12 protein-coding genes are annotated in these 12,854 nt (G+C 66.8%); 6 read left to right on the forward strand and 6 right to left on the reverse strand.

Going from position 1 to position 12,854, the window contains the following annotated elements:
* Positions 1-4: 4 nt before the first annotated feature.
* The 5 genes from E1748_RS11120 to E1748_RS11140 are packed head-to-tail and all read left to right on the forward strand — an operon-like array spanning position 5 to position 5,142.
* Positions 5-1,852: an ABC transporter ATP-binding protein gene (locus E1748_RS11120; RefSeq protein WP_133647340.1), complete on the forward strand. Its 1,848-nt coding sequence runs from the start codon at positions 5-7 to the stop codon at positions 1,850-1,852.
* The gene (locus E1748_RS11125) at positions 1,849-2,169 is read left to right on the forward strand and encodes a (2Fe-2S)-binding protein (RefSeq protein ID WP_133647131.1); all 321 of its coding nucleotides are present in this window, start codon (positions 1,849-1,851) and stop codon (positions 2,167-2,169) included. Before E1748_RS11120 ends, E1748_RS11125 begins: the two co-directional genes overlap by 4 nt.
* A complete protein-coding gene (locus E1748_RS11130; protein WP_133647132.1) occupies positions 2,148-3,629 on the forward strand; it encodes an FAD/NAD(P)-dependent oxidoreductase in 1,482 nt (493 codons plus the stop codon). The genes E1748_RS11125 and E1748_RS11130 overlap by 22 nt, the downstream gene beginning before the upstream one ends.
* Positions 3,626-4,795, forward strand: coding sequence for an NAD(P)/FAD-dependent oxidoreductase (locus E1748_RS11135; protein WP_133647133.1), 1,170 nt, complete (start codon positions 3,626-3,628; stop codon positions 4,793-4,795). Before E1748_RS11130 ends, E1748_RS11135 begins: the two co-directional genes overlap by 4 nt.
* 5 nt (positions 4,796-4,800) lie before the next feature.
* Positions 4,801-5,142, forward strand: a complete 342-nt coding sequence (locus E1748_RS11140) for a helix-turn-helix domain-containing protein (protein WP_240766456.1) — start codon at positions 4,801-4,803, stop codon at positions 5,140-5,142.
* 13 nt (positions 5,143-5,155) lie between these two features.
* On the opposite strand, the gene E1748_RS11145 is transcribed toward E1748_RS11140, so the two are convergent.
* The 3 genes from E1748_RS11145 to E1748_RS11155 are packed head-to-tail and all read right to left on the reverse strand — an operon-like array spanning position 5,156 to position 8,739.
* Positions 5,156-6,133 (reverse strand): M14 family metallopeptidase, encoded by a 978-nt coding sequence (locus tag E1748_RS11145; RefSeq protein ID WP_133647135.1) that lies wholly within the window; start codon positions 6,131-6,133, stop codon positions 5,156-5,158.
* A complete protein-coding gene (locus tag E1748_RS11150; RefSeq protein ID WP_133647136.1) occupies positions 6,130-7,602 on the reverse strand; it encodes an NAD-dependent succinate-semialdehyde dehydrogenase in 1,473 nt (490 codons plus the stop codon). The genes E1748_RS11145 and E1748_RS11150 overlap by 4 nt, the downstream gene beginning before the upstream one ends.
* A gap of 48 nt (positions 7,603-7,650) precedes the next feature.
* Complete coding sequence (locus tag E1748_RS11155; protein ID WP_133647137.1) at positions 7,651-8,739, reverse strand: tartrate dehydrogenase; 1,089 nt, start codon at positions 8,737-8,739, stop codon at positions 7,651-7,653.
* Between the two features lie 106 nt (positions 8,740-8,845).
* On the opposite strand from E1748_RS11155, the gene E1748_RS11160 reads away from it, so the two are divergent.
* The gene (locus E1748_RS11160) at positions 8,846-9,790 is read left to right on the forward strand and encodes a LysR substrate-binding domain-containing protein (protein ID WP_133647138.1); all 945 of its coding nucleotides are present in this window, start codon (positions 8,846-8,848) and stop codon (positions 9,788-9,790) included.
* Here E1748_RS11160 and E1748_RS11165 read toward each other — a convergent pair.
* The 3 genes from E1748_RS11165 to E1748_RS11175 form a co-directional block, all read right to left on the reverse strand.
* Positions 9,784-10,281: an Lrp/AsnC family transcriptional regulator gene (locus tag E1748_RS11165; protein WP_133647139.1), complete on the reverse strand. Its 498-nt coding sequence runs from the start codon at positions 10,279-10,281 to the stop codon at positions 9,784-9,786. The two genes, E1748_RS11160 and E1748_RS11165, sit on opposite strands and share 7 nt — an antisense overlap.
* 56 nt (positions 10,282-10,337) lie before the next feature.
* Positions 10,338-11,747, reverse strand: coding sequence for an aspartate aminotransferase family protein (locus tag E1748_RS11170; RefSeq protein ID WP_133647140.1), 1,410 nt, complete (start codon positions 11,745-11,747; stop codon positions 10,338-10,340).
* A 175-nt stretch (positions 11,748-11,922) separates the two neighbouring features.
* Entirely contained in the window at positions 11,923-12,849 is a 927-nt protein-coding gene (locus tag E1748_RS11175) for a 2-hydroxyacid dehydrogenase (protein ID WP_133647141.1), read from the reverse strand.
* Positions 12,850-12,854: the final 5 nt, after the last annotated feature.

Consider the following 12,854-nt stretch of genomic DNA (forward strand, 5'->3'; position numbering starts at 1 on the left):
TGCAATGAACATGATCGAGGTCACAGGGCTGCGGGTCGTGGCCGGTGCCGCGCCGGACCCGGTCGTCGAGATCGTGAAGGGGGTCGACTTCACGGTGCGCAAGGGCGAGGTTGTCGCGCTGATCGGCGAGTCGGGCTCGGGCAAGACGACGATCGCGCTCGCGCTGCTCGGCTATGCACGCAGCGGCTGCGCGATCGCGGGCGGCTCGGTGCGGATCGGCGGCACCGACGTGCTCGCGCTCGACGCGCGCGGCCGTCGCGCACTGCGCGCCCGCACGGTCGCGTATGTCGCGCAGAGCGCGTCGGCGGGTTTCAATCCGGCCCGCACGATCATGGATCAGGTGACGGAGCCCGCACTGCTGCATCGGCTGATGACGCCGGCCGCCGCGCGCGAGAAAGCGATCGGACTGTTTCGCTCGCTCGCGCTGCCGGAGCCGGAGACGATCGGCGCGCGCTATCCGCATCAGGTGTCGGGCGGTCAGCTGCAACGGGTGATGGCGGCGATGGCGTTGATCACCGATCCCGCCGTCGTCGTCTTCGACGAACCGACCACCGCGCTCGACGTCACGACGCAGGTCGACGTGCTCGCCGCGTTCAGACGCGTGATCCGCGAACTCGGCACGACAGCGGTGTATGTGTCGCACGATCTGGCCGTGGTCGCGCAGATGGCGGACCGCATCGTCGTGCTGAACGGCGGCAGCGTGCGCGAGAACGGCACGACTGCACAGGTGCTCGATGCGCCCGCCGACGCGTACACCCGCGCGTTGCTCGACGCGACCCGTCGACCCGAAGCGACGTTCGCGACGGAGCGCGGGCAGACGGTGCCGCCGCTGCTCGAAATTCGCGGCTTGAGCGCCGGCTATGGACGCACCGGTGCGAACGGTCTGCCCGCCACGCGCGTGCTCGACAACGTGAGCCTGACGATCGCGCGCGGCAGTGCGCTCGGCGTGATCGGCGAATCGGGCTCGGGCAAGACGACGCTCGCGCGGGTCGTCGCAGGGCTGGTCGAGCGGGCGCGCGGCGATGTGCTGCTCGATGGAAAGCCGCTGCCCGCGAAGCTCGCGGCACGTACGCCGGATCAGTACCGGCGCGTGCAGATCGTGTTCCAGAACGCGGATACCGCGCTGAACCCGAGCCACACGATCGCCGACATTCTCGCGCGGCCGTTGTGCTTCTATCACGGCCTGCGCGGCGCGGCGGCGAAGCGTCGCATGCTCGAACTGCTGGATCTCGTGAAGCTGCCCGCAACGGTCGCGACGCGCGAGCCGGGCGGTCTGTCGGGCGGTCAGAAGCAGCGTGTGAATCTGGCGCGCGCGCTCGCCGCCGACCCGGCGCTGATTCTCTGCGACGAAGTAACGTCCGCGCTCGATACCGTCGTCGGCGCGGCGATCCTCGAACTGCTCGCGGAGCTGCGCCGCGAAACCGGCGTGTCGCTGATGTTCATCAGTCACGATCTGTCGACCGTGCGCGCGGTCTGCGACGAGGTGATGGTGCTCTACGCAGGACAGCGCGTTGAAGCCGGTCACCGCGACGTACTCGCGGCGCCGCCGTATCACCCGTACACGGGCCTGCTGATCGATTCGGTGCCAGCACTGCGGCCGGGCTGGCTCGATGCGCGCCACGCGCAGGCGAGTGCAGCGTTGCCGCCGCTCGGCGCGGAGACCGACACCGGCCTGGTCGGTCACACCGACGAGCTGTGCCGGTTTCGTGCGCGCTGTCCGGTGCGTATCGACGGCAAATGCAATGTCGTGCCGCCGTCGGCGAAGACGCTGCCGTCAGGTGCGGAGATTCTCTGTCATCACCCGGCAGCTGAACTGAGCCGCCTGCAGACCCTCGCGCCGGAGGCCGTATGAACGCGCGCTTCGTCAGAGTGGCCGAGACCGGGCGAAAGACGTTCGCGATCACCGTCGACGGCGTCGAAACGCGCGCGGCCGAAGGCGACACCTTGATGGTCGCGTTGTTGACGTCGCACGACGCGCTGCGCGATTCCGAATTCGGCGACGGCCGGCGCGCAGGCTTCTGTCTGATGGGCGCATGCCAGGACTGCTGGGTCTGGACGACGGACGGCGAGCGCGTGCGCGCCTGTTCGACGCCGGCTGTACCGGGCATGTCGATCGTCACACGCGTCGAACGTATCGGAGAGGATGTATGGCCGCGACTGACGGCGTGAAAACAGCAGCGAACCTGCGCGTGGTCGTGATCGGTTGCGGTCCGGCGGGGGTGCGCGCGGCGCAGGCGTTTGTCGAAGCGGGCGTGCGGCCGGTGGTCGTCGATGAAGGCATGCGTTCGGGCGGTCAGATCTATCGCCGGCAGCCGGAGGGTTTTTCGCGTTCGTACGACACGCTGTACGGCACCGAAGCCGAACGTGCCGCGTCGCTGCATCGCGACTTCGATGCGCTGCGCGAGCACATCGACTATCTGCCGGAGACGCTGGTGTGGAACGTCGGACAGAACGCGGTGCACGTCGTGCGGGGCACGCGTTACCGGCGCTTGCCGTTCGACGTGCTCGTCGTCTGCAGCGGCGCCACTGACCGGTTGATGCCGGTCCCCGGCTGGCACTTCGCCGGCACGTACAGCCTCGGCGGCGCGCAGGTCGCGTTGAAGTCGCAGGGCTGTGCGATCGGCGCACGGACCGTGATGATGGGTAGCGGGCCGCTGCTGTATCTCGTCGCCGCGCAATACGTTAAGGCGGGCGCGCAGGTGAGTGCTGTACTCGATACGTCGACGTTCGCGCAGCGCCTGCGTGCGTTGCCGCAGTTGCTTGCACTGCCGGCCGCACTGCGCAAGGGCATCGCGCTGCTGAACGTGCTGCGCCGCGCGGGCGTACCGGTGTATCGCGGCGTGACGCCGTTCGCGATCGACGGCTCCGCCGAACACGGCGTGACCGGTGTGTGTGCGCGTCGTGCGGACGGCACGATGCTCGAGATCGCGTGCGATGCGGTGGCGCTCGGTTATCACCTGCGACCGGAAACGCAGCTCGCCGATCTCGCGGGCTGTCATTTCACCTTCGATGCCGACGCGCGTCAGTGGCTGCCGCACATCGATGCCGATGGCCGCAGCAGCGTTGCCGGCGTTTATCTCGCGGGCGATGGTGTGCGCGTGCGCGGCGCGGATGCTGCCGAACGCTCGGGACGGCTCGCGGCGCTGGCCGCGTTGCACGATGCGGGTATTGCTGTCGCTAGCGTCCAGCGAGACATGGGGCAACTGCGTGCCGAACTCGCGCGCTTCACGCGCTTCGCGGCCGGACTGCGCGCGGCGTTTCCCTGGCCCGCGCATTTCGCGGCCACGTTACCGGACGACACGATCGTCTGTCGCTGCGAAGCGATTACGGCGGGCGAACTGCGGCGTGTCGTGCGCGACACGGGCGCGATCGAAGCGAATCGCGCGAAAGCCTTTTCACGGGTTGGGATGGGGCGTTGTCAGGGGCGTTTCTGCAGTCATGCGGGCGCGGAAGTGATCGCAGCCGAAGCACGTATTCCGCTCGATGCCGTGGGCCGGTTGCGCGGTCAGGCGCCGGTGCGGCCGTTGCCGATAGCGATCGAAGCCGAAGCGTGCGACAGAACGCAAGCCGAAGCGCACGACAACTCACCCGACGAAACCCCCGCCGAAGTGCAGGAGGACAGCGAATGAACGCGCAAGCCGATGCGATCGTGATCGGAGGCGGCATCGTCGGCTCGACCACCGCGTTTTTCCTGCGACGTCGCCGACGCTCGGTGATCCTGCTCGAACGCGGCCTGACGGGGCAGCAGGCGAGCGGTGTGAACTTCGGCGGCGTGCGTCGTCAGGGCCGTGCATTGCCGCAGCTTGCGATGTCGAATCGCGCGCTCGATACATGGCGCCGCTCGCGCGAACTGCTCGGCGAGGACGTCGAGTTTCTGCCGTCGGGCCATACGCGCGTCTGCTATCACGCGCACGAGGTCGAGTATTTTCATCGCTATGCGGACGACGCGCGTGCATATGGACTCGACCTCCAGGTGCTGGAAGGCGCCGAACTGTTCGAGCGCTTTCCGTTTTTGAGTCGCGACGTGCTGGCCGCGTCGGTGTCACCGCTTGACGGTCACGCGAACCCGCGTCTAGCCGCACCCGCGTTCGCGCGCGCGGCTGCGCGTCTTGGCGCGCGCATCGTCGAGAACATGGAGATCGTGCGCGTGGAGCGGGACATGGACGGCTTTCGGGTCGAGAGCGCGACCGGCGACGTCTATCGCGCGGCACAGGTCGTGATTTGCGCGGGCGCGTGGGCGAGTGCGCTGTCGACGCAATTCGGCGAACCGGCACCGCTCGTCGCACGCGGGCCGCAGATGGCCGTGACCGAGCCGGTGCCGTACGTGTTTGGATCGTCGATGGGTGTGTATACGTCGCACAAGGAAGAGAGCGTGTATTTCCGGCAGATTCCGCGCGGCAATATCGTACTCGGCGGCGGCAAGCACGGTCCGGCCGATACGCGGACGCGGCGTGCCTCCGTGTTGCCGGAACATACGTTGAACCAGCTCGCGCAGTTCCGCCGGCTCGTGCCCGGGCTCGCGCCGCTGCATGTGATCCGTGTGTGGAGCGGCGTCGAAAGCTATCTGCCCGACGGCGAACCGGTGATCGGACGCAGCACGACGACGGACGGTCTGTTCTACGCGTTCGGGTTCAGCGGGTCGGGTTTTCAGATCGGCCCGGGTGTCGGCGAGACGATGGCCGAACTGATCGATACGGGCAGTACGCCGATTCCGCTCGATGCGTTTTCGATCGCGCGGTTTCGTAGCGAGAACATCGCGCAGACCGCTACGCTTCCTGTCGAGGTGTCCCGATGACCAGCATGAACCGCCCGGCAGCCGTGCTCGACGATGCGCTTGCCTACCTCGACACGCACTTCGATCAGACGGTGAGCCTCGCGCAACTGGCCGCGCTGTCGGCACTGAGCGTGTCGCGTTTCGCGACGGTGTTCCGGCAGCAGGTCGGGTTATCGCCGTATCGCTATCTGTGCCGGCTGCGGGTACGGCGCGCGCAGACGTTGCTGCTGGCGGGCGTCCCCGGCTCGGTGGTTGCGGCCGAAGTTGGTTTCTTCGATCAGAGTCATCTGGCGCGGCACTTCAAGCGCGTCTGCGGGATGACGCCGGGTTCGTTCCAGCGGCACGCGCGCGCAGCCGAACCGGCGTGACGCGCGCTGCGCGTTACCGATTAATAGCGATGCGCCGCTCGATCTTGCCGAGCCGCACGACGGTCACGCCCACGCGCAACTGCCGCAGCGACGGCATCACGAGCATGCAGTCGGCGTAAGGCGTGCGTATCGCTTCGCCGTTCGACCACGCGATCACGCTGCCCGCATCGGGGAACACTTCGAGACCGGTGTACGGCGCCTCGAAACGGAAGTCGAGACTCGTCGCAACGACTGGCTCGGTCACGCGCACGATGCGCATTTCGGCGGGCAGCGGCATCGTCCAGTCGAGCGGCAGATCCGCTACGTCGACGACACCCGACAGCGCAAGAAAACGCGCGGTCGTATCGCGCGCGACGGCGACCGCGCTCGCTTCCCAGTGCTGACCGCATTCGACCAGCAGCGCATTCTTCGAGCTGCCCGGATCGCCAAAGCCTTCGTAGTCGCGCATCCGCCGGCCTTCCGGATGCCCTTCGTCGCAGATCACAGTGGCCGGCGCGCCGAGCTGTTCGCTCAGTTCGATGCCCTTCGCGAGCGGCCCGGCGACGATCAGCGGCGCGCTCTTCTCGTGCATCGAATGCAGGTCGAGCAGCAGATCGACGGTGTCGATCACCGGACGCATCGCGCGTGCGCGTCGCAGTTCGCTTGAATCGAGCGAAGTGTCGTCGAGCGTTTTCGCGGTCCACACGCGGTTGAAATCCTGATCGACGAAACGCGCTACGTCGGGTTGCGAAGGATCGAAGCGCGCATACGCATCGACGTTCGCGAACGACAGCGTGAGCGTGCCGCGTCGCGGGCGCAGCCGCGCGCGCAACAACGCATCGACGACGATCGCGCCGCACACCTCGTTGCCGTGCGTCAGCGCGTTGATCATCACGTGCGGACCGGGCACGCCCGAGTCGAACACGTGAACGTATGGAATGCCGGATTCGCTGTGCGCGTGCGCGGAGATATCGGGGAACGCGAGTTCGATCGGGTAGTGATCCTGAGTCATTCTAGGCCGCCCTGGCAGAGATATTTGATCGACAGATAATCGTCGAGGCCGTATTTCGATCCTTCGCGGCCGTAGCCGGATTCCTTCACGCCGCCGAACGGCGCAGCCTCGCTCGCGAGCGCGCCTTCGTTGATGCCGACGATGCCCGCTTCGAGACGTCGCGCGACGCGATCGATACGCCGCACGTCCTGAGTATAGAAGTACGCGGCGAGACCGAACGGGGTGTCGTTGGCCGCGCGGATCGCGTCCGCTTCGTCGTCGAAACGGAATAGCGGCACGATCGGACCGAAGGTTTCCTCGCAGCTTAACTGCATCGCGGGCGTTGTGTCGGCGAGCACGGTCGGTGCGTAGTAGTTCGGTCCGAGTTCGGGCAGGCGTTGGCCGCCGGTCAGCACACGTGCGCCCTGGGTGATTGCATCGTCGACGTGGCGCGCGATCTTGTCGACGGCGCGCGCGTTGATCATCGGACCGATCTGCGCGGCGGGGTCGGTCGCGGGCGCGACCTTCAGCGCTGCGACGCGTTCGGCGAGCTGTGCGGCGAACGCGTCGTACACGTTCGACTGCACGTACACGCGATTCGGGCTCACGCAGGTCTGACCGCCATTGCGGAATTTCGCCGCGAGCAGGCCGGCGATTGCGGCATCGAGACCGGCGTCGTCGAACACGATGAACGGCGCGTTGCCGCCCAGTTCGAGCGACAGCTTTTTCAGCGTGCCGGCCGATTCGCGTGCGAGATGCTTACCGACCGCCGTCGATCCGGTAAACGTGATCTTGCGCACGCGACTGTCGGCGAGCCAGTCGGCAACCGCGGGCACCGTCTGTTCGCGCGACGCCGCGATCATGTTCAGCACGCCCGGCGGCACGCCGGCCTCGTGCGCGAGCAATGCGAGCGCGAGTGCGGTGAGCGGCGTGTCTTCGGCGGGCTTCGCGACGACCGTGCAGCCCGTGGCGAGCGCGGGTGCGATCTTGCGCGCGATCATCGCGAGCGGGAAATTCCACGGCGTGATCGCCGCGACGATGCCGACCGGTTCCTTCACGGTCGACATCCGCTTGCCGCGTTGTTGCTGCGGGATGACGTCGCCGTAGATGCGGGTCGCTTCATCGGCGAACCACGCGACATAGGACGCGCCGTACAGCACCTCGCCGCGTCCCTCGGCTAACGGCTTGCCCTGTTCGAGCGAGATCAGCCGGCCGAGCGTGTCGGCGTTCGCAAGCAGCAGCGCGTGCCAGCGGCGCAGCACGGCGGCGCGTTCCGCCGGCAGCGTGTCGCGCCACGCGGGGAACGCGCGCGCGGCCGCGTCGGTTGCGGCGCGCGCGTCGGTGGCATCGCTGTCGGCGACGTCCACGATGCGTTCGCTCGTCGCAGGATTCGTCACCGCGAAGCGCTTGCCGCTCGCGGCGGGAACCCACTGTCCGTCGATGAAATTGTCCGGGCGGATCAGATCGTCCAGCTGCAGGGTGCCGCTCATCGGAACGCTCCTTGGTGTGTGGGGGTGGATGGGCTTGCGCCCGGGTTTTCAGCCGAGCCGTTCCGCGATCGCCTTGCCGACTTCGGTCGTGCTCGCGTTGCCGCCCAGGTCTCCGGTGCGCGGACCTTCTTTCAATACCGCCTCGATCGCCGAGAGGATCGCGTCGTGCGCGTCGCGCTCCGGACCGCTGCCCTGATTGCCACCGAGAAAATCGAGCATCATCGCCGCCGACCAGATCATCGCGACCGGATTCGCCATGCCCTTGCCGGCGATATCCGGCGCCGAGCCGTGGACCGGTTCGAACAGCGACGGAAAGGTCCGGTCCGGATTCAGGTTGCCCGACGGCGCGATGCCGATCGTGCCGGTACACGCGGGGCCGAGATCGGACAGGATGTCGCCGAACAGATTGGTCGCGACGACCACGTCGAAGCGGTCGGGGTTCAGCACGAAGCGTGCGCACAGGATGTCGATGTGCTGCTTGTCCCACGTCACATCGGGATACTGCGTCGCGACTTCGGCGGCGCGTGCGTCCCACCACGGCATGCTGATCGAGATGCCGTTGCTCTTCGTCGCGACCGTGATTTTTTTCGCGCGTTGCTGCGCGAGATCGAATGCGTAGTGCAGCACGCGTTCGCTGCCTTTGCGCGTGAAGATCGACTGCTGCATCACGAGTTCGCGCTCGGTGCCCTCGAACATCGTGCCGCCCACCGACGAATACTCGCCCTCGGTGTTCTCGCGCACGATCATGAAATCGATGTCGCCGGCCTTGCGGTTCGCGAGCGGCGACGGCACGCCGTCGAACAGACGCGCCGGGCGCAGGTTGATGTACTGATCGAACTCGCGACGGAATTTCAGCAGCGAGCCCCACAGCGAAATGTGATCTGGCACGGTCTGCGGCCAGCCGACTGCGCCGAACAGCAGCGCGTCGCAATCCTGCAGTTGCGCCTTCCAGTCGTCGGGCATCATCTGGCCGTGCTGCGCGTAGTAGTCGCAGCTGGCCCATTCGATGTGCCGGTATTCGAGACCGATATCGAAGCGGCGGCTGACGGCGTCGAGCGTGCGCAGCGCTTCGGGCATCACTTCCTTGCCGATGCCGTCGCCGGGGATCACGGCGATGCGATAGGGGGTGCGGGTCATGGGCGTCTCTCTGGTTTCTTTCGGTTGTGTCGGGGGCCAGCGGCTAGTCTATTCCTGATGTTCGGCCCTAAAATCGCGGTTTTGGTTAAGCCACTGTGCACGAATCGTGAATAAAGCCCCGAACCTCGACGACCTGCGCGTGTTCTGCACGGTGGCCCGCAAGGCAAGCTTCAGCGCGGCGGCGGAGGCGCTGTCGGTGTCGGCTGCGTATGTGAGCAAGCGCGTGAACGTGCTCGAGACGGAACTGGGCACGCGTCTGCTGCATCGCTCGACGCGGCGCGTCGCGATCACCGAAGCCGGCGAGCGCGTGTATGCATGGGCAGAAAAAATTCTCGACGACGTCGACCGGCTGGTCGAGGACGTATCGACGACGCGGCGTGTACCGCGCGGCACGCTGCGCGTGTCGAGCAGCTTTGGGTTCGGTCGGCACATCGTCGCGCCCGCGCTCGACCGGCTCACCGCGCGCTATCCGCAACTGAGTGTGCGGCTCGATCTGTTCGATCGCATTGTCGATGTCGCGGGCGAGGGCTTCGATCTCGACGTGCGTGTCGGCGACGAGATCGCGCCGCATCTGATCGCGAAGCGGCTTGCGTCGAATCATCGGGTGCTGTGCGCGTCGCCGGACTATCTCGCGCGTCACGGCACGCCGCGTCAGCTTGCGGATCTCGCCGCGCATCAATGCGTCGCGATCAAGGAGCGCGATCGTCCGTTCGGTATCTGGAGATTGAGCGAGCGCGGCGAGACGGTGTCGGTGAAAGTGACCGGCCCGCTGTCGACCAATCACGGCGAGGTCGCCGTGCAATGGGCGCTGGCGGGACGCGGCATCGTGCTGCGGTCGATGTGGAACGTGCGGCCGTTGCTCGAAAGCGGCGCGCTGCAGCAGGTGCTGCCCGGCGTCACGCAGCCGGCGAACGTGTGGGCGGTGTATCCGGCACGGCTCGCGGCGTCGGCGAAAGTGCGCGCCTGCGTGGAGTTTCTTGCCGACGAGTTCGGGCGCTGGGCTGAACCCGCTGAAACTGCCGCAACCGACGAACGCGCCGGGCGTCAGTGAGAGTTCGGCGAAAACAGCGTTTCGAGCGGGTAGTGCGTTTTCACGAACGGCGACTTGATGATCACGTAGCTGAAGTATTTCTCGATGCCGATGTCGCGATCCAGCAGACTCTCGACGATGCTCTGATAGTGGCTCACGCTGCGCGTGACGAACTTCAGCAGGTAGTCGTAGCCGCCGCTCGCCAGATGGCACTCGACGATCTCGTCGACATCCCGGATCGCCGCGACGAAGCGGACAAAGTCCTCGCGGCGATGATCGGCGAGCGTGACCTCGGTGAACACGACCTGGATGTCGCCGAGCTTTTCCAGCTGGATCTGCGCGCCGTAGCCGAGGATGTAGCCCGCTTTCTCCAGACGCTTGACGCGGATCAGGCACGGACTGGGCGACAGCCCGACCGCATCGGCGAGCTCGACGTTCGTGATGCGGCCGCGCTTTTGCAGTTGCGAGAGAATCCGCAGATCGATTCGATCCAGTTTGCAGTCGGTGCTCATCGTGACGGGGGCAGTGCCGCATGTCGGAGTAGTCGGCCGATGTTATCACGCAGATATCACGCTGTTACGCCGTGTCTGAATTCGTTGGACCGCTTCAGCGCGGCGCGGACGTCGGCTTGCGCGAGCACGTCGTCGAGCGTTTTTTCGAGGCGCTCGAACAGCATGTCGAAGTCGCTTTCCGTGTAGCACAGCGCGGGCGCGAAACCGAGAATGCCGTCGCCGAACGCGCGGAACACGAGGCCGTTGCGATACGCGGCCGTGGCGATCCGGTCGGGCAGCGCGAGCGTGGCATCGAAACCCTGTTTGCTGTCCTTATCGGCGACGAGTTCGAGTGCGCCGAGCAGGCCGCGGTGACGCGAATCGCCGACGAGCGGATGCGCTAGCAGCGCGTCGAGCCCTTGCGCGAAGCGCGGCGCCTGCGCGATGCCGTTCGCGAGCAGACCGCCCTCGTGATAGAGCCGCAGCACTTCGAGACCGATCGCAGCACTCACCGGATGTGCCGAATACGTATGACCATGGCCGATCACCGCGTTGAGATCGCCGCCGTCCGCGATGCCGCGATACACGGCATCCGACATCAACACCGCGCCCATCGGCGCGTAGCCGGCGGTGAGTCCCTTCGCGACCGTCATCAGGTCCGGCTCGACGTGTTCCGCGTCGCATGCGAAGAGCGGGCCCGTGCGGCCGAATCCGGTAATCACTTCATCGGCGACGAACAGGATGTCGAGCGCGCGGCACGCGTCGCGCATCGCCTTCAACCAGCCGACGGGCGGCACGATCACGCCGCCCGATCCCTGGATCGGCTCGCAGAAGAACGCTGCGACGTTGTCCGCGCCGAGCGCCGCGACCTTCGCTTCGAGCGCGGCGACAGACGCGGCGATCAGCGCGCGGTCGTCGGCGAAATCGTTACGGTATGCGTACGGCGACGGGATGTGATGCTGCGTCGCGAGCGGCAGATCGAAGCCGCGATGGAACACCGGCAATGCGGTGAGCCCCGCGCCGATCGCCGACGATCCGTGATACCCGCGCGTCTGCGCGATCACGTGCTTCTTCGACGGCCGGCCGGTCGCGTTGTAGTAGTGCGTGATGAAGCGCAGCGCGGAATCGACGGCATCCGAGCCGCCCAGCGTGAAATACACGTGCTGCAGCGACGCGGGCGCGAGTTCGGCGAGCTTCGCGGCGAGTTCGATCGCCGGTTCGGAGCCGAAATGGAAATAGCCGGTCGCATACGGCAGGCGTTCCATCTGCCGGCGCGCGGCTTCGACGATGCTCGCGCAGCCGTAGCCGGTGTTCACACACCAGAGCCCGGAAAACGCGTCGAGCAGTTCGTTGCCGTCGATGTCGCGCAGGAACACGCGGTCGGCGGAATCGAGCACGGTGACGCCGCGCGCCTCGTGCGCGCGATAACTGACGACGGGGTGGATCAGATGCTTGCGGTCGGCTTCGATGAGGGGGGAGGTCGGCATGGTGGCTCTCGTTCCGGAGGGACGGTGTGGTCGGTGGGTGGATAGCTCAATACTACTGAGCGGACCGGTCCGGCTGCACCGTCAAATCGGCCGTCGAAAAGCGCAGGCGCCGCGTTTTGCGGGGTGTCGGCGGCATTTTGTGCTGCGCGTGTGGGCGCAGCGTCCGGGAACGGATTCAGTAGCCGCGCTGCCGGTCGATCAGACCGAGCATCGGCAGACCCGCGCGATGCCGGCGCAGATTGTCGAGGATCACGTCGACGGCGGTATCGGGTCGCGTCGTGCTCGCGATGTGCGGCGTGATGCGCACACGCGGATGCGTCCATAGCGGGTGCGACGCGGGCAACGGCTCGGGATCGGTCACGTCGAGAATCGCGCTGTGCAGCTGGCCGCAGTCGAGTGCGTCGAGCAGATCCTGCTGATTGACCTGCGGGCCTCGTCCGACACTGACGAACGACGCGCCGCGCGGCAGCTTCGCGAACAGGCGCCAGTCGAGCAGGCCACGCGTCGCCGGCGTGAGCGGCAGCAGGCCGATCAGAATGTCCGTGCGCGCGAGGAACATGTCGAGCGTTTCGCTGCCCGCATAGCATTCGATGCCGTCGAGCACGTGCGGCGAACGACCCCAGCCGGCGCACGGAAAATTGAACAGCCGCAGCCGTTCGAGCACCGCGACGCCGAGCATGCCGAGGCCGAGCACACCGATGCGCCGCGTCGCGGCGGCGCGCGGCGGCAGCTCGCGCCACACGCGCTGCTGCTGTTGCTGCGCGTAGTCGAGCAGATCGCGATGGATCGTGAGGACCGCGTGCGTCACATACTCGACCATGCCCTCGATGATGCCGGGCTCGATCATCCGTACGACCGCGACGTGATCGGGCACGCGCGACAGATCGAACTGATCGATGCCCGCGCCGACCGAAAACACGACCTCCAGATTCGAGAACGCACGGACGGGATCGTCGGGCGGCTGCCACGCGGCGAGATAACGGACCGACGACGGATCGCCGATGTCGGGCCACAGACGGAACGGAATGTCCGGCGCTTTTTCCGCGAAGAGTTGCGCCCATTGACGGCCGCGGTCCGGGTCCGCTTTATAGAGCAGCGTCATGACGA

Origin of the sequence: Paraburkholderia flava (assembly GCF_004359985.1) — a bacterium.
GTDB classification, from domain to species: Bacteria; Pseudomonadota; Gammaproteobacteria; order Burkholderiales; family Burkholderiaceae; genus Paraburkholderia; species Paraburkholderia flava.